The sequence below is a fragment of the Hymenobacter guriensis genome, assembly GCF_015773195.1.
Classification (GTDB): Bacteria; Bacteroidota; Bacteroidia; order Cytophagales; family Hymenobacteraceae; genus Hymenobacter; species Hymenobacter guriensis.
Genome location: NZ_JADWYK010000004.1, coordinates 317,292 through 342,263 on the forward strand (window position 1 = coordinate 317,292; position 24,972 = coordinate 342,263).

Sequence of the window (24,972 nt, forward strand, 5' to 3'; positions counted from 1 at the left end):
TTCCATTTTTATCTACTTAAGGTCAATGCACCGCAACACAGACGTCAACGTATTTCGAGCTTGTTCCTGAATTCGCTGACTCTGGTAAACGCTTTTTTTAGTTGTTCCAGGTCGGTATATACCACGGTGTCAGTCCGGCTTATAATCCGCATTTTGCGGTAAAGCACTGGTTTGTTTCTATCGCCCCAGCCGCTGATTGAGAAAGTTGATTTAACCGGGATGGAGTACTGCTGTACTAGGTTTATCGTATCGGAAGATACCAGCTTAGTTTCAGGCCCAGGATAAGAATAGCCATAGTTATCCGTCAAAAACAGGCGAAATTGGTGCTTATCCCACTGACTCTTATATGTGGCTGTATCGAAGTATAACTCAAGCGTTGCAGGCTGACCAGAGCAGTTAATCAGCTGGACGGATGGCTGAGGCGGGTCATACACGCAGGCGCACAACCCAAGCGGCATGACGGCAACAAATAGTTTCGTCTTCATACAGGGTATATCATTCCGGAAGAAAAGCTCAGCGTAAGTCCTCTTTTTCAAAGAAAGAAAAAACACTGCTTTCAAAGGTCTATGTTCTTCGACAGTATGTCTTACTTTCTGATCGACCAGTGATATTTGCTGCGCCTGCTACCGAGAAACGCCCTGCTATTTGCGGGGCTTTTTTGCTTTCTGCCCGCTAAATAGTAATTCTACCGGCCTCTAGGGTTAGCACAAACGGCTATATTTGTTTATAAACCGCACTTCCTCCCCTAACCAACTCCTATGGATTATCCCCTGCTGAAACTGGCTGCCATCGATATTGGATCAAATGCGGTGCGCTGCCAGATTTCGGCAGTGCTCCACTATGGCGAGCGGTACCGGCTCAAGCGGGTGGAGTACGTGCGCTACCCCTTGCGCCTAGGCGAGGATGTGTTTGCCACCGGTCGGATTTCGGAGAAAAAACAGGATAAGTTCATCAAGTTCCTGCACGCGCTGAAGCTGCTGATGGAGGTACACGACGTGGCGCCCAATCACTACCTAGTGTGCGCCACCTCCGCCATGCGCACCGCCGAAAACGGCCAGGAAGTGGCCGACCGCATCCAACAGGAGTTGGGCATGAAGGTCCAGGTAATTGACGGTCAGGATGAAGCAGCCTACATCAACCGGGTGATTGAGCACCTGCTCGAAGACAAGAAGCACTATCTCCACATCGACGTGGGTGGGGGCAGCACCGAGTTCAACATCTACCACGACCGTCGCAAAGTGGCTTCACAGTCGTTTGAGGTGGGCTCCATCCGGCGTATGCAGCAGGAAGAAGCCGGCCTCAGCACCGAGGCCATGCGTGAAACCTGGCAGCGCATGGAAGACTGGGTAACCGAAAACGGCCGCCGCTACCACGTCACCCGCGCTATCGGCACCGGCGGCAACATCAACAAGCTCTACAGCCTGGCCCAACCTCAGCTCGACAAGCCCGTGACGCGCGCCCGCATTGCTACCATCCTCGACCACCTCACCAGCCTGAGTATGGATGAGCGCGTGAACGTGGCCATGCTCAACCCCGACCGCGCCGATGTTATCGTGCCCGCCGGCCACATCTACCTCTCGGCCATGCAGTGGGCCAACATCCACTCTATGATTGTACCCGATATCGGCCTGAAAGACGGTATGCTGCAAGCCCTGTTCGAAGACCACTTCGAGGAGTTCCGCCCCAAAGACAACCACAGGCCCGGGAGTCCGCAGCTAAGTGTGCAAAGCCGCCCCACGGACGTAGAGTAAGAGCCTCGCCCCTGGTGCCGCTGGCCTCACCCCCGGCCCCTGTCCCGTGGAGAGGGGAGCCAGTCGCGCTGCCTGGCGCAACTGATGGTAGTGCATCTATGCATTAATACGACAAGACCTCGGCTGGTAAGCCGAGGTCTTGTTTCGTCAGGCTCCCCTCTCCACGGGAGAGGGGCCAGGGGTGAGGCCAGCGGGGCCAAGTGAGATGCCTACTGCCCAGCTGAAACCGGTAGCGAAATCGGCAACTCCGTCTCATCCTCACCAGTATCTACTGGGGTACAGAAGTCGGTAGGCTGTTCCTCGGCGTCTTCCTCAGCAGCCATAATCACGGCTGACACCTCTTCTACCACCGGCTGCGAGGCGGCCAGCGTAGCCAGATACTCCTGGTGCAGCAGGCTCTCGGCCACTACCCCGAAGTTTTTCTGGTAGAATTCCTTGTGCACGTTGAAAGGCACCTCGTCGGGGCCGGGCTGGCGGCGCACGTAGGCCCCGTCTTCGCGCATGATGTAAGTGTTCTGGTTGTCCTTCAGGTTGAAATACAGAATGTTGATGGCCTCGCGCGTGAGTTGCGGGTTCACAATGCGGAACAGGGCCTCAATACGCCGGTCGAAGGAGCGCACCATTACGTCGGCGGAGCCGGCGTACACCTCCGGCTGCCCGGCCTGGTGGAAGTAGAACAGGCGCGCGTGCTCCAGGTACTCGCCCACAATGCTGCGCACCTCGATATTGTCGCTGAGGCCGGGCCGGCCCGGGCGCAGGCAGCAAATGCCGCGCACAATCAGCCGGATGGATACGCCTGCCTTCGAGGCTTTGTAGAACTCGTCGATGACCTCCTTGTCTTCCAGGGAGTTCATCTTCATGATGATGCCGCTGGGCAGACCTTTCTTGGCGTTTTTGGCTTCCTCCCGGATCAGGTGAATCAGCTGCTGACGCATATCCTTGGGCGCCGTAATCAGATACTCGTAGCCGTCGGGCTGGGAGTGGCCGGTAATTACGTTGAAGAATTCCGACACGTCATGGCCGTACACGTCGTTGGTAGTGAGCAGGCTTACGTCGGTGTAGAGGCGGGAAGTCTGCTCGTTGTAGTTGCCCGAGCCGATGTGCACGTAGCGCGTCACCTTCTCCCCTTCCTTGCGGATAATCATCAGCATCTTGGTGTGGGTCTTGTACTTGCCCACCCCGTAGATGACGAAGCAGCCGGCCTTTTCCAGGCGGGAGCCTTCCCGGATGTTACGCTCCTCATCAAAGCGGGCCTTCACCTCAAACAGCACTGATACGTGCTTGCCGTTTTCGGCGGCTTTCAGCAGCGCGGCCGACACCCGCGAGTCGTCGGCCAGGCGGTAGATGGTTTGCTTGATGCCCAGCACGTGGGGGTCTTCGGCGGCCTGCTCCAGCAGCCGCACCACCGGCTCAATGGAGTTGTAGGGATGGTGTAGCAGCACATCGTGGTGCTTGAGGTACTCGAAGAGGTTGTCCTCGGCCCCATCGGGCAGGCTTAGCGGCGTCACGGGCGAAGGCATCCGTGAGCCTTTGCCGCGGAAGTTCGGGTGCTTCAGAATATGCGTGAGCCCGCGCATATCCAACAGCGAGTTGATGACGAACACGTTGCCGTTGTCAATCTTCCAACGGTCCTTCAGCACGTTCATGAGCACCGGCGAGGCATCCTGCTCCACTTCCAGGCGCACCACGCGGCCCTTTTTGCGCGTCTTCAGGCCTACCTGAATTTCCTTGATGAAGTCTACGTCGATGTCTTCCGACTCCTCCAGGGTGAAGTCGCCGTTGCGGGTGATGCGGAAGAGGTTGGCCGAGACGATGTCGATGTTGCGGAACAGCTTGGGCAGGTTGGCCCGCACGATTTCCTCGATGGGCACGAAGATAACTTTGTCCTTGCGCGTGAGCTCGAAAAAGCGCGACAGGTTCTGCGGAATCTGCACGAAGGTGAGGCGCTCCTGCCCTTTCTCGGCCTCTGTATCGGTGCCCGTGCGCGTGACGACCCCAAAGATGAGCATCTGGTTCATCATCAGCGGGAAGCCGTGGTAGGAGTCGTACACCATGGGCGTGAGCAGCGGAAACACGGTATGCTTGAAGTAGCCCTCGGCTTTCTTCAGCTCCAGCTCCGTAAGTTCCTCCATCCGCAGAATATTGAAGCCGTGGCGCTCAAACTGCGGTTTCAGCTCGTAGTGGTATGTGAGCGACTGGTCGTTGATGAAGCGGTGGGCAAAGTCGAGCAGCTTGCGCCGGAAAGGCAGCTCGCGCAGTCCGGAGTAGTCTACCCGCTCCTTGCCGTAATCGATATAGTTGTAGAGCGACCCCACCCGGATCATGAAGAACTCGTCGAGGTTGGAACTGGTGATGCTCAGGAACCGCAGCCGGTCGAACAGGGACTTGCTGGCGTCCTTAGCTTGGTCGAGTACACGGTAGTTGAATCGCAGCCAGCTTAGGTCGCGGCTGATGTATTTGCTTTTCCGGATGAGGTCGGCGGACTTGAAAAGTTTCATAGCGAGAGTAAAGACGGAGTAAGATACGCAGGACAGAGGCTGCGCAGCTAGGCTTGGGCCGGGGAAATAATGGCCGTGGCTTCCATTTCGACCAGCAGCCGGTCGTCGATAAGGGCGCGCACCTCCACCATGGAAGTAACCGGCCGGATTTGCCCGAAAACTTCCCCGTGCGCCCGGCCCACGGCCTCCCACTGCGAAATATCCGTGACGTAGATGCGCGTGCGCACCACATCCGTCATGGCGGCCCCGGCCTGCGCAAGAGCAGCCTCTATTTTTTCGAGAATTCGCACAGTTTGCCGGTAGGCGTCGCCGCCGGCCACGGAGTCACCATCCTGGGCGGTGGTGCCGGCTACTTCTACTACGTTGCCTACGCGCACGGCCCGTGAGTAGCCCACAATGGACTCCCAGGGGGCGCCGGAAGAAATATTCTGTCGCATTATTTTTCTTACTTACAAATGAACGCCGTGCGCCGGCTCCGCTCAATGCCGGGCGGAAGGCTGCATTTTACTCGGCATGCCCAATAAAAAAGCCCGCTGGTGGCGGGCTTTTTTATTGTTGAAAACGCTTACACGTCGACTTTAGCGTACTTGGCATTTTTCTCGATAAAGTCCCGGCGGGGGGCTACTTCGTCGCCCATGAGCATGGAAAAGAGGTGGTCGGCTTCCACGGCCGAGTCTACATCAACACGCTTTAGCGAACGGGTAGCGGGCTGCATGGTGGTTTCCCAGAGCTGCTCGGCGTTCATTTCACCCAGGCCCTTATAGCGTTGTACGCCCACGGTTTCGGGGCGGCCACGGCCGAGTTCTTCCTGGGCTTTCGTGCGGTCATCCTCGGTCCAGCAGTAACGCTCCTCTTTGCCGCGCTTCACCAGATACAGCGGGGGCAGCGCAATGTAGATGTAGCCTTTCTCGATCAGCTCCGGCATGTAGCGGAAGAAGAACGTGAGTATCAGCGTACGGATGTGCGAGCCGTCGATGTCGGCGTCCGTCATGATGACGATTTTGTGGTAGCGCAGCTTGTCCAGGTTCAGGGAGCGGGAGCTACTGCCGTCGTCCTCGTCGGTCTTCTTCTCAAAGCTCACGCCGAGGGCCGTAATCATGTTGCGGATTTCCTCGTTTTCGTAGATGCGGTGCTCCTGGGCTTTCTCCACGTTCAGGATCTTACCCCGCAGCGGCAGAATGGCCTGGAACGCGCGGTTGCGGCCCTGCTTGGCGGTGCCACCGGCCGAGTCACCTTCTACTAGATACAGCTCGCAGATGGCCGGGTCCGATTCCGAGCAGTCGGCCAGCTTGCCGGGCAGGGAGTTGGAGCCCAGCACGGTTTTGCGCTGCACCATCTCGCGGGCTTTCTTGGCGGCTACCCGGGCCTTAGCGGCCAGAATCACCTTTTCCACGATAACGCGGGCTTCCTTGGGGTTTTCCTCCAAGTACTGGTTCAGAATTTCGCCCACCACAGTGTTCACCGCGCCGCTTACTTCGGAGTTGCCCAGCTTGCCTTTGGTCTGGCCTTCGAATTTGGGCTCGGCTACTTTCACCGAAATAACGGCGGTGAGGCCCTCGCGGAAGTCGTCGCCCTGGATTTCGATTTTAGCCTTGGCCACCTCGCCCGACTTCTCGGCGTAGGCTTTCAGCACCCGGGTAATAGCTGAGCGGAAGCCTGCTACGTGGGTGCCGCCCTCGTGGGTGTTGATGTTGTTGACGTAGGAGAAGATATGCTCCTGATACGAGTCGTTGTACTGGAAAGCCACTTCCACCGGAATGCCACGCTCGGTAGCCACGTACACAGGCTTGGTCATGAGCACGGTGCGGCTGCTGTCGAGGTACTGTACGTACTCGGCCACGCCGCCCTGGGAGTAGAACTCGTCGCGCTGCTCCTCGCCCCCATCGGCGGGCGTGCGCAGGTCCTGGAGGACGATGCGGATGCCGCGGTTCAGGTAAGCCAGCTCGCGCAGACGGGTGGCAATCCGCTCGTAGGAATACACGAGCGTCTCGTCGAAGATGGTGGGGTCGGGCTGGAACCACACCAGCGTGCCCCGGTCGGTGGTATCGCCAATCTCGCGCACGTCGTACTGGGGCACGCCGATGGTGTACTCCTGCTCGTAGATGTGGCCGTCGCGCTTTACCGTGACGTGGGTGTGGGTGCTGAGCGCATTCACGCAGCTCACGCCCACGCCGTGCAGGCCGCCGGAGGTTTTGTAGCTGTTCTTATCGAATTTGCCACCGGCGTGGAGCACAGTGAGGGCTATTTCGAGGGCTGATTTGCCAAACTTCTGGTTGATGCCGACGGGGATACCGCGGCCGTTGTCCTGTACCGAAATGGCGTTGCCGGGGTGGATGGTCACCTCAATCCGGTCGCACTGTCCGGCCAGGGCCTCATCAATGGAGTTATCGACTACCTCCCACACCAGATGGTGCAGACCTTTCACGCCGGTGTCGCCGATGTACATGGAAGGGCGCTTGCGCACCGCTTCGAGCCCTTCGAGCACCTGAATACTATCCGCGGAGTAGTCCGAAGTACCGATTATCTCTTGTGTTTCACTCATGTGACGCAGTTAATTCAGCCTAACTTAGGTATCTACAAAGATACCTATTTTATCTGGTTTTTGCCAGCATACGCGCGGTTTTGGCTTCTTTTGGCGGGGTATTTCTTGGCTCACAAACTCCGCCGTACGGCAGCCTGAGCAGGCACTTCCCGACGGTTATAATTCGGGCCGGAAAAACAAATATTCCGGCCTTTTCAGTAGCTTGTCTACCTTGCTGCCCGGCACACGTAGAAACACTGCCGGACAGGCCGCCCGAACCAATTTCGAAAACTGCTGTTTTGTAGTCCTATGCCTGAAGTTGCCAACCTTTCGCTGAGCGAGGCTACGCGCACGGAGCCCGTGCTGCATTATGCCTACTGCATCGACGCCTCCAACCGCCCCGCCAACCACATAGGCGACTGGCCGGAAGAAGGCAAAATTTACCCCGTCCGGCTGGTTCCCAGCAAGGTAGAAGGGCTGGAACTAGTACATGTACTGGGCTTTGAAGGCAATGCCCCGTACTTCAACGCCTTCAGCCCCCACCGCTTTGAAATAGCGGCGGAAGTGTACCTGAATTAATTTTTCCATTTTTCAAAAGCGCCGCGTGGCGGTTTGTAGCTTTCCTGGGCTGCTGACTGTCGCGCGGCCTGTTTTTACAGCCAATGCGCACTTTTCTTCTGCTTACCCTTTGCAGTGCCGCCAGTTTGCTGAACAGCTGCCAGCAACCCGCTGCCGATACCCAGACAATTGCCGCTACGGAGGCTGCTGCTACCTCCGCCCAGACGGAAGCCGAAGCTCGGGCCGCCGTAGCCCAATTTGTGGCCGCCCAACCCAATCCGGCCCTGTATCAGCTCGATTCGGCCAGCGTGGTGGATGTGGATACGCAGTGGCAGGTGCTGGTGCCCCGCACCGACTGGGCCGGCCGGATGCCCAACAAAGCCGCCTTTGAAGTGAGCAAGCAAACCGGCGAGGTACGCAGCCTGATGGTGAAGTAGCCCGTTGGAACGCGGACAGCACGGTATCTTTGTAGCATGAACTATCGTGCGCAGTACCTTGTCGGCGCTCTGCTGGCTTTTTCTTTCCTCTTTTCCGGCTGCATCAAGGAACCATACGACGACCCGGCGCCTACCCCACCGGTTGCTTTATCCGTCGATGACGACAACCTGCTGACGATGGGCAACCCCAGCGGCGCCACGGCCGATGTAAACCAGCCCACCAACTATCTGCTGGTAAAGCCTCAGTATGCGCTGAGCTACCACCGCGACCGGGGCATCCCCAACTGGGTGAGCTGGCGTATTGCCTCTTTCTGGCTGGGCTCGGCCGACCGACAGGATGACTTTCGCGCCGACAACACCCTGCCCGCTGGCTGGTATCAGGTGCAGGCCACCAGCTACTCCGGCTCGGGCTTCGACCGGGGCCACAACTGCCCTTCAGCCGACCGCACCAGCACCGTGCCCGACAACTCGGCCACTTTCCTGATGACCAACATGCTACCGCAGGCCCCCAACAACAACCAGCAAACCTGGGCCGACCTGGAAAGCTACTGCCGAACCCTGGTGCGCGCTGGCAATGAGCTCTACGTCATCATGGGCAGCTACGGCAAGGGCGGCGTGGGCTCGAAAGGGGCAGCCAATACGGTAGACAATGGACGCGTGACCGTGCCTGCACGGGTGTGGAAGGTGATTGTGGTGCTTCCTGTGGGCGACAACGACGCGGCCCGCGTCGGCTCTGCTACCCGCATCATTGCCGTGGATACGCCCAACGACAACAGCCTGAGCCAGGCCTGGGGCCAGTACCGCACCAGCGTCGACGCCATTGAGGCGGCTACCGGGCTCGATCTGCTTTCGACTGTTCCTTCGGCCGTGCAGGCAACGGTAGAGGCCCAGACAGATAAGGGAGCCACGAATTAAGGCACCCTGATAAACAACAGAAACGCAGCTATTTAGCATGGGCAATACCCATACTAAATAGCTGCGTTTCTATTCTAAGTGTTGCCTGCTGGCACTCCGCAAAATACCCAGCAGCAGGTAATAGCAGCGCCGCGAGGCTTATAAACCGGAATTTAGCCCCGCCTACCCTACCACAAACGTGCGCATACTCATGCCGCCGTAGCTTACCTCCTCGTAGGCGTGGCGGATGGCGTCGTCGGGCTCGGCCAGGGCCAAGCTGTAGAGCATCGGGATGTAATGGTCGGGGGTGGGCACGGAAAGCGGGCCGCTGGCGCCGGCCTGCTGGTAGTGGGCTAGGGCCAGAAGGTCGCGCTGGTTTATTTTAGCCTTGGCCCACTCATCGAATTCCTGTGCCCAGGCGTAAGGCGTGGCATCGTCCTGCATGAGCTTGGGCATGCTCTGGCGCAGGTTGTGCACGATGTTGCCGCTGCCCAGAATGAGCACGCCGCGGCGGCGCAGAAACTGCAGCTGCCGGGAAAGCTCGGCGTGGTAGGTTATGGGCTTGTAGTAGTCGATGCTGAGCTGGAATACCGGAATATCGGCCTCGGGAAACAGGTGGTGCAGCACCGTCCAGGAGCCGTGGTCGAGTCCCCACTCATCGGTCGGGTGGGCGTCGGGCAGGGCGGCCAGAACTTCTTTTGCCACGTCGGGCGCACCGGGCGCGGGGTACTGCATGTCGAACAGCTCCTGCGGGAAGCCCCCGAAGTCGTGGATGGTTTCGGGCCGCTCATTCACGGCCACGAAGGTGCCGCGCGTAAGCCAGTGCGCCGATACCACTAGAATGGCCCGCGGGGGCTGTCGGTTACGGATATCCAGGCCCAGCTGGTGCAGGGTTTGGGTGAACGGGTTATCGGCCAGGGCATTCATGGGCGAGCCGTGCCCGACGAAAAGCACGGGCATCTTGGCGGTTTTCTGGAAGCCGCTGGCGGTATTGTGGAGGTCTTGCAGAGAGTTCATGGCGAAAAGCAAAGGGCTGCGGCGCAGGTGGTTGAAGCATGCGGCGGCGCGGCGTATGAGCAGTAAGATAGCAACTACAAAGCTACCCCGGCAGTTGCTGCCCCGCCTTGATATAGGATAAGAAATGCCCCCTGGAGTATCGGGCCCAGGCTCCTACCCGACAGCCAGACCACCCAACCAACTACGTCCAGCGTTAGGGGGCCGTAGAGCTGAATGGTGGATAGCCCCTGGAATGTAAGTGGTACCCCACGACAAGCCTCTATTCCCTACGTCGAAAAGTTTATTTCTCTCCTGAGTTTATCCTTTTTCAATTTTTCTCGTTTACTTTGCAATTCAAAGTTCTTTTATTCACTTACCTCCCACTTCTACGTCATGACTGGTTCATCTGAATTTCCGCAAAGCCTGCATCCTGCTTCCCTGGGCAAACGCATCCTGCAGGGCGCGGGGCTGGCGTTCGGACTGGTAGTTGTTTTTATGACTGTTTTTGCCCGTGGGGCCAACATGCCCTTTGGTTTGTGGACGGTTCTGCCCCTACTCACGGTTCCGGTGGCCGGGGCATTCGGCGGCATCGTCTACCATCTGATGGACTATCTGCGCTACCAGGGCAGCTGGCAGAAGCTGGCAGCCAACGGCATCAGCATTTTGGTCTATTTCGTGGGTTTGTGGGTGAGCCTGGTGGCGGCATTCGCCTTTACGGGCCTCTGGGACTAATCCCCGGCTTGGCATTGTGGGCCATCCGCGGGTGCCGCTGCATGACAATATAGGGCGCACCCATCCCGTCAAGTCTTAGCCAGCCTCCAAGCTTCACTATAGGCTCCAGCGGTGGCGCGGCGCTTCTGCATTCCAGTCATCAATCATCGGCCTGAAAGCTTCGGCTCAGTACTTCTACAATTTATATATGAGTCTGTCATCTGCTCTGGACCGCCTGCATGCGCAGGCAAAGCAAAACCGCTGGCTGCAGTATTTCGCGGTTTTCAACCGGGTGGCCCTGGCGGCCGGGTTTATTCCGTCGGGGTTCGTGAAGATTATGGGTGAGCGGTTTACTGTTTTGTCCGATAACCACCCTATGGGCCATTACCTGGAAGCATTGTCCCACACCGGCTATTACTATCCCTTTATCGGCGTGGTGCAAATGACTGCTGCTATTCTGCTGCTGCTGCCCTGGACGGCCCCTCTCGGAGCGGTCCTTTATTTTCCTATTATCCTGAACATCTGCATCCTGTCGCTGGCCGTGCGGTTTGATGGGTCGCTGCTTACTTCCCCACTGATGGTGCTGGCCAATTTGTATCTGCTGGGCTGGTACTACGATAGGCTGAAGTATATTCTCCCCTTCAATTATCCGCCCGCAGCCCTGACGCCGCAGCCAACCAGCCACAAGTTCCCGGTTGCTTTCTTCACGGGAGTAGCGGCTGCCGTAGCGCTGGTAGTGGTAGGTATAAACTCGTTCGATGTGAAGCCCTACAACATGATGTCAGAGTGCAAGGCGCAGTTTAAAGGCAGCAACCGCACCACCGCCGGCTATGCATTCTGCGCCTGTATTCATAAGCAGGGCCGGCCGCTGGACGAGTCCCTGGCTGAATACGAACAGGCGCCTGATGATGCCGTAAAAGCTCCGTAGAGCCCAGAGCCGTCGGTAAAAGAGGCGCGCAGCAAACAACAAAACGCCCCGAAGTCAGCTGACTCCGGGGCGTTTTCTGTGAAGACAAATTGCAAGGGCTACAGCAGCTTGTCAATCATTATGGGCAGGTCGCGCACGCGCTTGCCGGTGGCGTGGTACACGGCATTGGCAATGGCAGCGGCTACGCCTAGCAGGCCAACCTCGCCAATGCCTTTCACGCCCAGTGGGTTCACAATGTCGTCTTCCTCCTCCACAAACAGCACGTCGAGGTCGTGGATATCGGCGTTGACGGGCACGTGGTACTCGGCGTAGTTGTGGTTCATGTAGCGGCCGAACTTGTGGTCCATCACCGTTTCCTCCATCAGCGCCGCACTGATGCCCCACACCATGGAACCCAGCACCTGTGAGCGGGCAGTTTTGAGGTTGAGAATATGGCCGGCCGCCACGGCGTTGACCACCCGCGTTACGTGCACGGTGCCCAACTCCTCATCCACCTTCACCTCCGCAAACACCACGTTGTGGGAGTGCATGGAGTAGGGCTGCTGCTTGAGCATATCGGGCATGGCCGAGCTATCGGCTTCCACCTTGGTTTCGCCGCTGGCCTGTAGCACGTCGCGCAGCACTACGGCCTGGCTGGCGTCGGTGCGCAGGCGGATCTGGCCGTTCACAAACTCCACGTCTTCCAGCTTAGCACCTTTGAGGGGCGAGCCTTCCATCTTCTGCGCCAGCTTGAGCAGCTTTTCACCCAGGGCCTCGCAGGTGTTCTTCACGGCCGTACCCACCGAGGCCGCCGTCCAGGAACCGCCTTGTACCGGGGCCTCGGGCAGGTCGGTATCGCCGAGCTTGAAGGTGACGGCTTCGATGGGCAGGCCCAGCGTTTCGGCTGCAATCTGCGTCATGATGGTGTAGGTGCCGGTGCCGTTTTCACCGGCCGCACTGGATACCGTCAGGTGCCCGTCGGCGGTGATGCTGGCCTTCGCGGCGGACTTCTGCTGGGTGGCATCCCACACGCCGCCGCCAATTCCCCAGCCTATTAGCTTGCCGGCGTCGTCGCGCATGGAGCGGGGCGCCTGGGTGCGCTTTTCCCAGCCAAACCTGGCCGCGCCCTGGTGGTAGCAGTCGCGCAGCTTCTTGCTGGAGAAAGGCTTTTTCAGGTTCTGGTCCTGCTCGGCGTAGTTGCGCAGGCGGAACTCCAGCGGGTCAAGACCAGCGGCATACGCCATTTCATCCATGGCTATTTCCAGCCCGATGGAGCCGGTAGCGGCCCCGGGGGCGCGCATATCCAGGGGCGTGTACACGTCGAGCTTGGCCAGCTGGTAGCCCAGCTTTACGTTGTCGCACTGGTAGAGCATGCCGCTCCAGTTCACCACGTTTTCGGTGTAGTCCTCAAACTGGGAGGTTTCATGCAGGGCGTGGTGTTGCAGGGCCGCCAGGGTGCCATCGGCGTTGGTGCCCAGCTTGAGGTACTGCAGGGTGTGGGGGCGGTGCCCAAAGGAAAACATCTGCTGGCGGGTGAGCGTGACGCGCACTGAGCGTTTGAGCTCCAGGGCGGCCAGCACGGCCAGAAACACCTGGTACTGGGGCCGCAAACCCGCGCCGAAGCCCCCGCCCATGTACTCATTTACCACCCGGCAGTCGTCCTTCTTCAGCCCAAAGATTTTGGTAAGGTACTGCTGCACGTTATATACGCCCTGGGTTTTGTCGTAGGCCGTGATTTTGCCGTCGGCATGGTACTCGGCCGTGGTGGCAAACAGTTCCATGGGGTTGTGGTGCTGGGCGCCATGCACGTACTCGGCCTCCATGCGGTGCGGGGCTTCTTCCCAGGCTTTGTCGGGGTTGCCGCGGGGCGGCGGCGGGGGCATCCAGCCGGTTTTGCCGCGGCCCGGCTCAAAGCCCTCGTCGCGCTTGGTTTCGAGGTCGGTTTCGTGCTTGTCCTCTTCATACTCCAGGCGTAGCAGGGAAGCCGCGTAGCGGGCCACCTCAAGGCTTTCGGCTACCACCAGAGCCACGGGCTGCTGGCTGAACTTTACCTCGTTATCGTGCAGGGGTCGGAAAGGCGAGCCGCCGGGGGCTACGTCGTCCTTGTAGCTCCGGTCAAACCAGGCCAGGGAAGGCACGTTTTCGTGGGAGAAAACCTGGAGCACGCCGGGCAGCGCCAGCACCTCGTCGGCGTGGACTCTGGTGATTTTGCCCTTGGCAATGGGGCTGCTGACCACCCAGCCGTAGGTCAGGCCGGGCACGTTGTACTCGGCCGAGTACCTGGCCGCGCCGGTTACTTTCGCCGGACCATCAACGCGGCTGGTGGGCTTGCCTATGTGGTTGGTCGTGCTCATGGATTCGAGTTTAGAAAGACGTCGGATGCGGTTTGCGAGCCTTCGGCGGCCTGCCGGAGTGCCCGCACAATGGCACGCCGGGCCAGCTCAATCTTGAAGTTGTTGGAGCCCTGGCCCTGCGCGTTTTCCAGCACTTTGGCGGCCACGCGGGCAAAGGTTTCGGCGGTGGCAGGCTGGCCTTTGAGCATATTTTCGGCCTCCTGGTCGCGCCAGGGCTTGTGGGCCACGCCGCCCAAGGCCAGGCGGGCATCCGTAATGGTATTCCCTTCGAGCTCCAGGGCCGCCGCCACCGATATCAGGGCAAAGGCGTAGCTGCTCCGGTCGCGCAGCTTCAGGTAGCTGAAATTCTTCTCGAAGCTCTTGGCAGGTAAATCGAGGCTGACAATCAGCTCGCCGGGCTCCAGGGTGTTGTCTTTTTCAGGCTGGTCGCCGGGCAGGCGGTGGAATTCCTCGAAGGCAATGCTCCGCTCCCCACCTGGCCCGCTTACGCGCACCGTAGGAGCCAGCGCGGCCAGGGCCACGCACATGTCCGAGGGGTGGGTGGCAATGCACGCCTCGCTGGTGCCCAGAATGGCGTGGATGCGGTTGTAGCCGCCAATGGCCGAGCAGCCCGAGCCGGGCTCCCGCTTATTGCAGGGCGTGGCCAGGTCGTAGAAGTAGTAGCAGCGGGTGCGCTGCAGGAGATTACCGCCGTTGGTGGCCATGTTGCGCAGTTGCGGCGAGGCCCCGGCCAGAATGGCTTGGTTCAGCAGCGGGTAACGGCTTTTCACCTCGTCATTCCAGGCCGTGTCGGCGTTGGTGGCGGTAGCACCCAGGCGCAGGCCGCCGTCGGGCAGATTTTCAATGGCGGCCAGCGGCAGCTTGCCCACGCTCACGAGGTGGGTGGGGCGCTCCACGTTTTCCTTCATCAAATCGATGAGGTTGGTGCCGCCCCCGATGTAGGCAGCGTTGCTGTGCCCGGCCTTATCACGCACGGCATCATCGACGGCCGTGGCGCGGTGGTAGGTGAATGGGTTCATGTGTTAGTATTGAGTAGTGAGTAATTGGTACTGAGCATATAATGGATTAGAGTAGCAGCCAGATGTAAGGTCTTACTACTCAATACCTACTACTCACTACTTTTTTTCCACAACTTCCTTCACGGCATTCAGAATGCCTATGTAAGCCCCACAGCGGCAGAGGTTGCCGCTCATCAGCTCCCGAATTTCATCTTCCGTGCGGGCCTTGCCTTCGTTGATGAGGCCCTGGGCCGAGCAGATCTGGCCGGGCGTGCAGTAGCCGCACTGGAAGGCGTCGTGGTCGATGAAGGCCTGCTGCAGGGGGTGCAGGCTTTCGGTGGTGCCCAGGCCTTCTATGGTCGTAATTTCCTCGCCCTCGTGCATCACCGCCAGCGACAGGCAGCTGTTGATGCGCTTACCATCGATCAGCACCGTGCAGGCCCCGCACTGGCCATGGTCGCAGCCTTTCTTGGTGCCGGTAAGGTTGAGGTATTCGCGCAGGGCGTCGAGCAGGGTGGTCCAGGGAGCAAGCTGGAGGGTATGCTGCTGGCCGTTGATGGTGAGATGAACCGGGCCGGCAGACGGCGGCACGGCCACCCCGCCGGCGCGGGCCGGTGCGTTGGTCGGTTGCTGAGGCATAGAAAGAAAGCTGGTTGTGGATGAAGGGCTGGCGCTGCAACACGGGCAGTTGCTTTGGCTTACGGGGTTCCACCGGCGCACGTTATGCTCCTGGCCCGATTTTTCCCTTCTATAATCCTATATTCAATCTCAACCGGCCGCGAGGGACTACCACTTAGGTTATTTAGCCTTTAACCATATTCTTTCTAAATTTCTCCGGACCGCGCTTCGACACTGCTGGAAGCCCGCTTCCGGCTTACGTTATATTCGCTTAGACACGACTAGCCAGTGCCCGGGCTCATATGTGCAATCAGCCGCCGGCCGGTTGGTACAGCAACAGCCTCGGGATTTAACCGGCCGGCTAGCCTTTGGCCCGCTCAGCCCGGATGCGGCTCAGGGATTCGGGTGTGATGCCTAGGTAGGCCGCAATATGACGCTGGGGCAGCCGCTGGGCCAGCGTAGGATACAGCTGCAGAAACTCCTGATAACGGGTTTCGGCCGGGACGCTGAGCACGCCAATCAGCCGCCGCTGCATAGCTGCCAGGCTGCGTTGCAGCAGTTCGTAGAAAAACGCCTGGAACGCCGGCCCAAAGGCAGAAAGCTGCGCGTAGAACCCGGCGCCAAAGAGCAGTACCTCGGAGTCTTCCAGCGCATCAATGGCAAACAGCGCGGGCTCGTGGCGGCGGATACTGTGCTGATCGGCAATCCACCAGTTTTCGGGAGCGAATTGCAGGATGTGTTCCTTCTGGCGCTCGTCCGTGACGTAGCTGCGCAGGCAGCCGCGCACCACAAAGGCCCCGTAGCGCGCCGTCTCGCCCTGCCGCCCCAGAACCTCGCCTTTCGCCAGCTGGCGCGGGGTAAGCAGCCCCGTCAGTTCGTTGAGTTGAGTTTCGGTGAGCGGGAGTTTGTCACGGAAATAAGCGCGGAGGGCATCGAGCATGGAGCAAAACGGAGTAGGGACGCATAGTAGCGTCTCGTCGTTGAACGGCCGAAACCGCGCCGTGGTAATCAACATCAGCAACGGCAAGCCGCAAGATATAGCGTCTCTATAAACCGTGTGTCAGCTGCAGGTAATACAACCCGCCCACGCTAGGTCCGCCGAGGTAACTCACGTAATAGTGGTTGAGTACGTTGCTGGCGCCCAGCTTGAAGCGCAGGTTAAGTGTGGGCAGACGGTAGCTGAGCTGGGCGTCGAGGGTGCCGTAAACGGGCACGTAGCCGCTCACCAGGAACGTTTGGGAATAGTAGCGCTGCTGCCAGTGGTAGTTGAGGCCAAAGCCAATATGCTTGCCCACATTTTCGTTGCCCAGGCTCAGATTAGCAGCCCAGGGGGGCGTGTTGAAGCCGTCCTCTAGCCCGTCGCCCGACTCAGTGCGGCGCAGACGGGCATAGGTGGCGCTGGCCCCGGCCAGGTAACTGCCGCCTACCTCCATGCGCAACCCCAGTGAGCCGCCGTAGTTGTGCACCCGGCTGCGCGAGTTAGTCCAGAGGCGGTATCGGGCCTGGCCGGCGCGGGCGCTCAAAGCAGTAGCCACGGTGTTTTGGTCGGCCCCGGGGGTCATCGGCTGGCCGGCGGCATTGAGGGGCACGTAGGCTTCTACCTGGGCAATAAAGTCGCGGTAGGTGTTGGCGTAGAAGTCCACGTCGACTAGCAGGCGCCCGCCGGGCAGCAGAGCCGCCTTGTAGCCCGCCTCCCAGGACTTGATGAATTCGGGCTGCAGGTAGGTGTAAGGGTTCTTTTGCAGCGTGCCCTGGTTTTTGCTTATGGCCTGGCCGCGCGACAGGCCCCCGGTGTTCACGTCGCGGGTTACGGCCGCGTTGAAGGCGTCGATGGAGCTGCGCAGGTAGCTGGCCTCAAACACTCCATCCGACATCACCCGTAGCCCCCCGATGCGCTTCACCTGCCCGCTGTTCACGTTGGAAAACCCCTCAAACAAGCTTGGGAACCGGTAGCCGCTCTGATAGCTTAGTCGGAAGTGATGGCGCTGGGTGGGCGAGTACGCCGCCGTCAGGCGCGGGTTGAAAAGGGTGTGAAAGTAATCGTTCTTATCAGCCCGCAGCGTAGCCGTCAGCCGAATCTTCTCCTCCCAGAGTCGGGCTCCGGCTTGGGCAAAGCCCCCTGTTTTGCCGTAGGTAAGCGTACTGTACGGGTCCTCCCCTTGCTCGGGGTTGATGAAGTAGTTGCCGTCGGGCTGAATGAAATACGTGCGGTGGGCAAGGCCCAGCAATACGTCGGCCCAGGCCGGTAGCGCCTTACGCCCCCAGCGGCGCAAGGCGCTACCGAGGTTCATTTGGCCCTCCAGGTGCAATAGATCAGCTTGTACGCGCAGGGCCGCCCCTTGGTCCCAATTATTAATGTCGGTCAGCTCCCGCAGGCGCTGTTTGAACTCCGGCGTGCCGGGCTGCAGGCGGCCCGCATCGGCGGCGGTGCGGGCCGTAGCGTGGGCCTGGGCTACGGTCTGGCCATCTGCCACGGCCTGGTTCCAGGCGGCGGCATAGTCCTGGTTCCACGAGTTATCGGGCTTGAAGCTGCGGTCCAGGTTTTCGGCGGCGGAGCGCAGGTTGTAGCTGCGGCCGGTGTTTTCCCGGGTGAAGTAGGCCCGGGCCTGTACCACGGGCCCCGTGAGTTGGAGAGCGTGCTGCTGCAGGTGGTAGTTTTCGAGCCGAAACCGGTTGCTGCGCTGGTACACATTGTCGAATTGGCTGCCCCGGTAAGTGTAGGCCAGTTCAGCTTTATCCGTCATTTTGTAGTACAGCGCCGCGTCGTAGCGGAGCGTCTGGAGGCGGTAGTCCACCACATCCTGCTCCAGGTAGCCGGTGTGGGCCACCTGGTAGCTTTTGCCACCCAGCGTGAGGGTCGAGCGGTTAGATGACTCATTTCCATAGCTGCTCACCGGGTCGCGGGCCGGGTTGTCGGGGCCCAGCAGACCGGTGGTGGCATTGCCCTTGGGGTTGAGGTCGGTCAGGTCGCGGGCCACCCAGTCGTAGCCGCGCAGGTAGGTGCTATTTACCTTGAGGGCCCACTTCGTACCCAGGACCTTGGCGTAACGCAGGCTGGTTTCGGAGAACAAACGCACGCCAGTTGCCGGGTCACCCACGTGGTTCAGCCCGGATTTTTGCTGCACGCTCAGCCCTTCGCTTAGAAACGGGTTTCTAGTGCTGAAATTAGCCAGTCCGTTGATGGCGTTCAGCCCGTACAGTGCGGCCGCTGTGCCCGGCACTATCTCCACCGCTCCAATGTCCAGGTCACTTGGCCCCAGCACGTTGCCAATGGGCCCGCCAATGTGGGGCGCCTGGTTATCAATACCGTCAACCAGTTGGGCAAAGCGCACGTTGGTGGTATTGCTGAAGCCCCTGGCATTTATTACCTTGAAACCCAGGCTGGGCGTAATCACCTGCACGCCCTTCACATGCTCTAAGGCATCAAAAAAAGAGGGCGCGGGCGTAATCTGCAGCTGTCGGGCACTGAGCTTCTCCACCGTCACCGGCGACTGCAGAATGCTTTCCTCCACTTTCGAAGCCGTAATTACGACTTCCCGCAGCTGGGTGGTATCGGGTACTGCTGACCTTGTTTGGGCCGTAGCGACTTGGGCCGGCAGAACCGCCGCCAGGGCAAGCCAACGGAAAGGCGAAGTAGCGTTGGCCATTAAGCAAATAGGGGCTTCGTCGTATTCTCGCAAACATAACGGGCAACCCGGCCAATGGTTTGCCTGAATGCGTTACCTCTGTTTCCTGATCAGCCTTCCGTCGTCCTATCTACGACAGCAACAGCTCCATCTGGATGTTGCACCGCTCGTAAGGGGAAGGCTGCCCCGCCACGGTTTTCTGGAAGCCCAGCTTGTGGTAGAGCTGAATGGCGGGCTTGAGCTTGGTGTTGCTTTCCAGGTACAGCCGCCGCGCCCCCAGCATCCGGGCTTTGGCAATGGCGGCTTCGCCCAGCCGAAACCCGATACCCAGACCCTGGGCGGTGGGCGCTACGGCCATTTTTGCCAGCTCGTACGTGTCATCTTCCATCCAAAGCAAAGCACAGGCGCCTACTATCCGGTTTTGGTACGCGGCCAGCAGAATGTGCCCGCCCTTCTCCAGAATGTACGTATCGGGATGGTCCAGGGCAAGCAGGTCGGGCTCTTCCACGCGGAAGTACTGCTCAATCCAGGTCAGGTTCAGCTGTTTGAAGTCGGGCTGGTATCGGGGCTCGTAGTCAAGGATGCGCACTTCGCTGCCCAGCCGCTCACTGCGCATGGCTTTCACCCGGCTGGCCAGGCTCTGGCGCGACAGGGCGTACTCCACCTCTTCAATGGCCAGCCACAAATTGTGGCGGGTTTCAGCCAGCAGGGCTTCAGTAGCCTGGCGCACATCGGCGGTTTGCTCCTGCAGGGCCGGCCACAAGCTGGCGCCTTTGTCGGTGAGGGCAATGATGCTGCGGCGTTGGTCGGTTTCGCCGCGCTGCACCTCCACCAAACCATGTTTCATGAGGTCTTTCACTACCTGACTAACGGCGGCGTGGGTTTGGCCGATTTGCTCGGCAATGTCGCTCACGTGGCGAGTGGAATCGGCTGCTACACTCCAGAACACCGGAAACCACCGGGGCTCGAAGGGTACCTGGTAGCTGGCGTACACCTCCGCGGCCTGGGAAGTCATCAGGTCATTCAACCGGCGCAACCGGCTTCCCAGCGCGGCGGGGCCAACTTTGGCGAAGAAATTCATTCGGCAAATGTAAAAACATTTACGTAAGCACTTACAGGTATCCTGACATAGTTAAAACTTGCTTATTTCTTAGCAAAGGCAAAGTGGTTCTGCAGCCCGAAACCCCTGGATCAATTGCTGACCTTCAGACCTGCCGCCACGCTTCTGTCCAGCAAAGGCGGAAGGGAAAGATGAAGTGACACCGTTTTTCGGGCAGTAAATGACGAGGTAGCCTGGAGTTTGAAATTGTAGCGGCTGCGCCCCGGTTTTCTGCTGTTTGGGTTAGGCAACCGTCGCCAATACGCGGCTTTAGCGGGTTTAAGCGGCAAAATGCAGGAAAATCAGAGCGAGTTAGAAACCGGAAAACCACCGCAGTGGCAATGGTTTGGGCAGACGCAACTGCTTAGGTTTCTACTTCGGACCTACTGCCGGGGGTCATTTTTTACCGTTGAACTCTGATGTCTCCCATGGAGCTAGCTGCGCCTCAGGGCCTATACCGGCCCGAATTCGAACACGACGCCTGCGGTACGGGCTTTATAGCTTACGTCGATGGTCGCCGGTCGCACCAGATTGTGACTGATGCGCTGACGATTCTGGAAAATATGGAGCACCGCGGTGCCTGCGGCTGCGATGCTGACTCCGGCGACGGGGCAGGCATTCTGCTGCAACTGCCCCACTGGTTTTTCCTGGAGGAATGTACCACGCTGGGCATCCGCCTGCCCGAGCCGGGCGAGTACGGCGTGGGCATGGCGTTTCTCCCTAAGAGCAGCGGCGCGCGCCAGGCCTGCCGCGAAATCATTGATGCGGCCGCCGCGCAGCTGGGCTTTCCGGTGCTGGGCTACCGGCCGGTGGCAGTGAATCCGGCCGGTATTGGCCACACCGCTTTGTCGGGCGAGCCAGCCATTGAGCAGCTGTTTGTAGGCCGCCCAGCCGGTGTGACTACGCCCGAGGATTTTGAGCGCAAGCTCTACGTACTGCGTCGCCTCATCAGCCGCGAGGTAGCCGCCAGCGTGCCGGAGGAAGAAGTGTACTTCACGTCCCTTTCCTGCCGCGTCATCATCTATAAAGGCCAGCTGACCACCTACCAGGTGCGGGGCTACTTCCCCGAGCTGTCGGACGAGCGGGTAACGTCCGGCATCGGCATGGTGCACTCGCGCTTCTCCACCAATACCTTTCCCTCGTGGCGGCTGGCCCAGCCTTTCCGCCTCATGGCGCATAATGGAGAAATCAACACCCTGCGCGGCAACCTGAACTGGTTTTACGCCGGCCTTCCCTCCTACCTCTCGCCCTATTTCAGCGCGGAGGAAATGGAGATTCTGCTGCCCGTCATCGACGCCAACCAGTCGGACTCGGCCTGCCTCGACAACATTGTGGAGTTGCTGCTGCACTGCGGCCGCCCGCTGCCCCACGTCATGATGATGCTGGTGCCCGAGGCCTGGGACGGCAACGAGCAGATGGACCCGCTCAAAAAGGCGTTTTACGAGTTCCACGCCACCTTTATGGCCCCCTGGGACGGCCCGGCGGCGCTGCTTTTCACCGATGGCCGCATGATTGGGGCCATGCTGGACCGCAATGGCCTACGCCCCCTGCGCTACGCCTTCACCAACGACGGGCGGGTGCTGGTAGCTTCCGAGGCCGGCGTGCTGGGTGTGGGCCTACCCGAAGCCAGCGTGGTGCGCAAAGGCCGCCTGCAGCCGGGCAAAATGCTGCTGATTGACACCGTAGCCGGGCAGATCATCACCGACGAGGAGCTGAAAGCCCAAGCCGCCAGCCGCCAGCCCTACGGCCAGTGGCTGAGCGAGTACCAGATCCGGCTGGAAGAGCTTCCTGAGCCCCGGCTGGTATTCACCGACCTGGCGGCCGAATCGGTATTCAAGTACCACCAGGTGTTTGGCTACACCCGTGAGGATATTGATACGATTCTTACCCCCATGGCCGTGGAGGGCAAGGAGCCTATCGGCTCTATGGGCGTGGACTCGCCGCTGGCCGTGCTTTCCGACCAGCCCCAGCACCTGAGCAGCTACTTCAAGCAGTTCTTTGCTCAGGTCACCAACCCGCCCATCGACCCCATTCGGGAGCGGCTGGTGATGAGCCTGGCCACCTTCATCGGCAACAACGGCAACATCCTGGATGAGGACAAAATGCATTGCCACTGCGTGGCCCTGCGTCAGCCCATCCTTACCAACCACGAGCTGGAAAAGCTGCGCAGCATCGACACGGGCCTGTTCAACGCCAAGACCATCAACACCTACTTCCGGGCCGATGGCAAGCCGGGCGCGCTGCAGGCCGGTCTGGCGCGCCTGTGCCGCTACGCCGAGGACGCAGTAGACGACGGCTTCGAAGTGCTGATTCTCTCCGACCGGGCCCTCGACTCGGAGCACGCGGCCATTCCTTCCCTGCTGGCCGTGTCGGCGGTGCATCACCACCTCATCCGCAAGGGCTACCGGGGCTCGGTAGGCCTGGTAGTGGAAGCCGGCGACGCCTGGGAAGTACACCATTTTGCCTGCCTGCTGGCCTTTGGGGCTACGGCCATCAACCCGTATCTGGCTTTGAGCACTATCCGCACCTTACACTACGAGGGGCGGCTGGGTGCGGGCCTCGCGGTGCCCAAGCTGGAAGCCAACTACCAGAAAGCCGTGTGCGACGGGCTGCTGAAGATATTCTCGAAGATGGGCATCAGCACCCTGCAGAGCTACCACGGCGCGCAGGTGTTTGAAATTCTCGGCATCAACCGCGCCGTAGTAGACCAGTATTTCACCGGCGCCGTGACGCGCATTGGCGGGCTGGGGCTCGATGAAATTGCCCGTGAAACGCTGTTTAAGCACTTTCAGGGCTTCCGGACCAGCACACTGGAAGAGCAGAACCTGCTGCCCGAAGGCGGCGTGTACCAGTGGCGCCGCCGGGGCGAAGCGCACCAGTTCAACCCCGAAACGGTACACCTGCTCCAGCACGCCACCCGCACCGGCTCCTACGAAACCTACCAGCGCTACGCGCGGCTGGTGAATACGCCTGGCAAAAGTGCCTTCACCCTGCGCGGCCTGCTCGACTTTGCCCACCACCGCCCGGCCGTACCGCTGGAAGAAGTAGAGCCGGCCGAAAATATCATGCGGCGTTTTGCCACCGGGGCTATGTCGTTCGGCTCGATTTCGCACGAGGCGCACAGCACCCTGGCCATTGCCATGAACCGCATCGGGGGCAAGAGCAACACGGGCGAGGGCGGCGAAGACCCTATGCGCTACGAGGTGATGGAAAATGGCGACTCCATGCGCTCGGCCATCAAGCAGGTGGCCTCGGCCCGCTTCGGCGTGACGGCCCACTACCTCACCAATGCCGACGAGCTGCAGATCAAGATGGCCCAGGGCGCCAAGCCGGGGGAAGGCGGGCAACTGCCCGGCCACAAGGTGGACGAGTGGATTGCGAAGGTGCGCCACGCCACGCCCGGCGTGGGCCTGATTTCGCCCCCGCCCCACCACGACATCTACTCCATTGAGGATTTGGCCCAGCTGATTTTTGACCTCAAGAACGCCAACCGCTCCGCCCGCATCAACGTGAAGCTGGTAAGCAAGGCCGGTGTGGGTACTATTGCGGCCGGCGTGGCCAAAGCCCATGCCGACGTGATTCTGGTGGCCGGCTACGACGGCGGCACCGGCGCTTCGCCGCTGAGTTCCATCCGCCACGCCGGGCTGCCCTGGGAGCTGGGCCTAGCCGAAGCTCACCAGACGCTGGTGCGCAACCAACTCCGCAGCCGCGTGGTGCTGCAGGCCGACGGGCAACTGAAAACCGGCCGCGACCTGGCCATTGCTACCCTGCTGGGAGCCGAGGAATGGGGCGTGGCCACGGCCGCGCTGGTGGCCGGCGGCTGCGTGATGATGCGCAAATGTCACCTCAATACCTGCCCCGTAGGCGTAGCTACGCAGGATCCGGAGCTGCGCCGTCTGTTTAGTGGGCAGCCCGAGCATATTGTAAACCTGTTCCGGTTTCTGGCCGAGGAGTTGCGCGAAATCATGGCGGAGCTGGGTTTCCGCACCATCAACGAAATGGTGGGCCGGGCGCAGTTTCTCAAGCCCCGTCCCAATATTCAGCACTGGAAAGCCCGCCACCTCGACCTGCGCGACCTGCTCTACCTCACCTCCCCGGAGCCGGGCAGCACCCTGCACCAAAGCGAAGAGCAGGACCACGGCCTCAGCGGCATCCTCGACTGGCAGCTGCTGGAGCACGCCGGCCCGGCCCTGGAGCATCAGCAGCCCGTGCAGGCTGAGTTTGCCGTCCGCAACATCGACCGCACCATCGGCACGCTGCTTTCCAACGAAATCACCAAGCGCTACCACGCCGCCGGCCTGCCCGAAGGCACCATCAGCTACACCTTCCGGGGAGCCGCGGGGCAGAGCTTCGGGGCGTTCAGCGTGCGCGGCCTTTCCTTCCGCCTCGAAGGCGAAGCCAACGACTACGTGGGCAAGGGCCTGAGCGGGGCGCGCCTTATCATTCACCCCGCCCCGGATGCCAGCTTTGTGCCCGAGCAGAACATCATCATCGGCAACGTGGCCCTGTACGGCGCTACTTCTGGTGAGCTGTTCGTGCGCGGACAGGCCGGGGAGCGGTTTGCCGTGCGCAACTCCGGGGCTACGGCTGTGGTGGAAGGCGTGGGTGACCACGGCTGCGAGTACATGACGGGAGGGCGCGCCCTCATTCTGGGGCGCACCGGCCGCAACTTCGCCGCCGGTATGAGCGGGGGTATTGCCTGGGTGTACGATGCTGACGGCTCCTTCCCCCAGAACTGCAACCCCGAAATGGTGGAGCTCGATCCGCTCGACGCCGACGACGAAGCCCACATCCAGACCCTGCTTCGCCAGCATAGCGAGCTAACCGGCAGCCAGCTGGCCGCCTTCCTGCTGGGCAACTGGCCCGAAGAAGCCCGGAAATTTGTGAAGGTATTCCCGAGCGAATACAAGAAGGTGCTGCAAAAGGCGCGGGTAGCCGCGGTTTAGCCTCCATTTCATCCAGAATGTCATGCCAGGCAAAGCCAGGGCATGGCTCCTACCCGAC

At 60.2% G+C, this 24,972-nt stretch carries 18 protein-coding genes; 7 read left to right on the forward strand and 11 right to left on the reverse strand.

Going from position 1 to position 24,972, the window contains the following annotated elements; genetic code table 11:
* Positions 1–44: 44 nt before the first annotated feature.
* Positions 45–485 carry a hypothetical protein gene (locus tag I5L79_RS09370; RefSeq protein WP_196954770.1) on the reverse strand — a complete coding sequence of 147 codons (441 nt, stop codon included), beginning with the start codon at positions 483–485 and terminating at the stop codon, positions 45–47.
* Positions 486–758: 273 nt separating this feature from the next.
* On the opposite strand from I5L79_RS09370, the gene I5L79_RS09375 reads away from it, so the two are divergent.
* Entirely contained in the window at positions 759–1,751 is a 993-nt protein-coding gene (locus I5L79_RS09375; RefSeq protein WP_231403002.1) for a Ppx/GppA phosphatase family protein, read from the forward strand.
* Positions 1,752–1,960: 209 nt separating this feature from the next.
* On the opposite strand, the gene ppk1 is transcribed toward I5L79_RS09375, so the two are convergent.
* From ppk1 to gyrB, 3 genes are all read right to left on the reverse strand, one after another.
* On the reverse strand, positions 1,961–4,249 hold the full coding sequence (ppk1, locus tag I5L79_RS09380; protein ID WP_196954771.1) for a polyphosphate kinase 1: 2,289 nt from the start codon (positions 4,247–4,249) through the stop codon (positions 1,961–1,963).
* A 47-nt stretch (positions 4,250–4,296) separates the two neighbouring features.
* Positions 4,297–4,686, reverse strand: coding sequence for a RidA family protein (locus I5L79_RS09385; protein ID WP_231403003.1), 390 nt, complete (start codon positions 4,684–4,686; stop codon positions 4,297–4,299).
* Positions 4,687–4,814: 128 nt separating this feature from the next.
* Positions 4,815–6,791 (reverse strand): DNA topoisomerase (ATP-hydrolyzing) subunit B, encoded by a 1,977-nt coding sequence (gene gyrB, locus I5L79_RS09390; RefSeq protein WP_196954772.1) that lies wholly within the window; start codon positions 6,789–6,791, stop codon positions 4,815–4,817.
* Positions 6,792–7,079: 288 nt separating this feature from the next.
* Here gyrB and I5L79_RS09395 point away from each other — a divergent pair, with 288 nt between their 5' ends.
* The 3 genes from I5L79_RS09395 (at position 7,080) to I5L79_RS09405 (ending at position 8,680) form a co-directional block, all read left to right on the forward strand.
* The gene (locus tag I5L79_RS09395; RefSeq protein WP_196954773.1) at positions 7,080–7,349 is read left to right on the forward strand and encodes a hypothetical protein; all 270 of its coding nucleotides are present in this window, start codon (positions 7,080–7,082) and stop codon (positions 7,347–7,349) included.
* 83 nt (positions 7,350–7,432) lie between these two features.
* Entirely contained in the window at positions 7,433–7,765 is a 333-nt protein-coding gene (locus I5L79_RS09400) for a hypothetical protein (RefSeq protein ID WP_196954774.1), read from the forward strand.
* Between the two features lie 36 nt (positions 7,766–7,801).
* Positions 7,802–8,680, forward strand: a complete 879-nt coding sequence (locus I5L79_RS09405) for a DNA/RNA non-specific endonuclease (protein WP_196954775.1) — start codon at positions 7,802–7,804, stop codon at positions 8,678–8,680.
* 162 nt (positions 8,681–8,842) lie between these two features.
* On the opposite strand, the gene ygiD is transcribed toward I5L79_RS09405, so the two are convergent.
* A complete protein-coding gene (ygiD, locus tag I5L79_RS09410) occupies positions 8,843–9,676 on the reverse strand; it encodes a 4,5-DOPA-extradiol-dioxygenase (protein ID WP_196954776.1) in 834 nt (277 codons plus the stop codon).
* 372 nt (positions 9,677–10,048) lie between these two features.
* On the opposite strand from ygiD, the gene I5L79_RS09415 reads away from it, so the two are divergent.
* Entirely contained in the window at positions 10,049–10,387 is a 339-nt protein-coding gene (locus tag I5L79_RS09415; RefSeq protein WP_196954777.1) for a potassium transporter KefB, read from the forward strand.
* A gap of 187 nt (positions 10,388–10,574) precedes the next feature.
* Positions 10,575–11,294: a DoxX family protein gene (locus I5L79_RS09420; RefSeq protein WP_196954778.1), complete on the forward strand. Its 720-nt coding sequence runs from the start codon at positions 10,575–10,577 to the stop codon at positions 11,292–11,294.
* Positions 11,295–11,392: 98 nt separating this feature from the next.
* On the opposite strand, the gene I5L79_RS09425 is transcribed toward I5L79_RS09420, so the two are convergent.
* The 6 genes from I5L79_RS09425 to I5L79_RS09450 all read right to left on the reverse strand — a co-directional run bounded on the left by I5L79_RS09425 (position 11,393) and on the right by I5L79_RS09450 (position 19,950).
* Entirely contained in the window at positions 11,393–13,627 is a 2,235-nt protein-coding gene (locus I5L79_RS09425; RefSeq protein WP_196954779.1) for a xanthine dehydrogenase family protein molybdopterin-binding subunit, read from the reverse strand.
* Complete coding sequence (locus I5L79_RS09430) at positions 13,624–14,646, reverse strand: FAD binding domain-containing protein (protein ID WP_196954780.1); 1,023 nt, start codon at positions 14,644–14,646, stop codon at positions 13,624–13,626. Before I5L79_RS09430 ends, I5L79_RS09425 begins: the two co-directional genes overlap by 4 nt.
* Before the next feature lie 96 nt (positions 14,647–14,742).
* Positions 14,743–15,264, reverse strand: a complete 522-nt coding sequence (locus tag I5L79_RS09435) for a (2Fe-2S)-binding protein (protein ID WP_196954781.1) — start codon at positions 15,262–15,264, stop codon at positions 14,743–14,745.
* Positions 15,265–15,604: 340 nt separating this feature from the next.
* On the reverse strand, positions 15,605–16,258 hold the full coding sequence (locus tag I5L79_RS09440) for a Crp/Fnr family transcriptional regulator (protein WP_231403004.1): 654 nt from the start codon (positions 16,256–16,258) through the stop codon (positions 15,605–15,607).
* A 31-nt stretch (positions 16,259–16,289) separates the two neighbouring features.
* Positions 16,290–18,890 carry a TonB-dependent receptor gene (locus tag I5L79_RS09445; RefSeq protein WP_196954783.1) on the reverse strand — a complete coding sequence of 867 codons (2,601 nt, stop codon included), beginning with the start codon at positions 18,888–18,890 and terminating at the stop codon, positions 16,290–16,292.
* A 109-nt stretch (positions 18,891–18,999) separates the two neighbouring features.
* A complete protein-coding gene (locus I5L79_RS09450; protein WP_196954784.1) occupies positions 19,000–19,950 on the reverse strand; it encodes a bifunctional helix-turn-helix transcriptional regulator/GNAT family N-acetyltransferase in 951 nt (316 codons plus the stop codon).
* A gap of 437 nt (positions 19,951–20,387) precedes the next feature.
* On the opposite strand from I5L79_RS09450, the gene gltB reads away from it, so the two are divergent.
* Complete coding sequence (gltB, locus tag I5L79_RS09455; RefSeq protein WP_196954785.1) at positions 20,388–24,914, forward strand: glutamate synthase large subunit; 4,527 nt, start codon at positions 20,388–20,390, stop codon at positions 24,912–24,914.
* Positions 24,915–24,972: the final 58 nt, after the last annotated feature.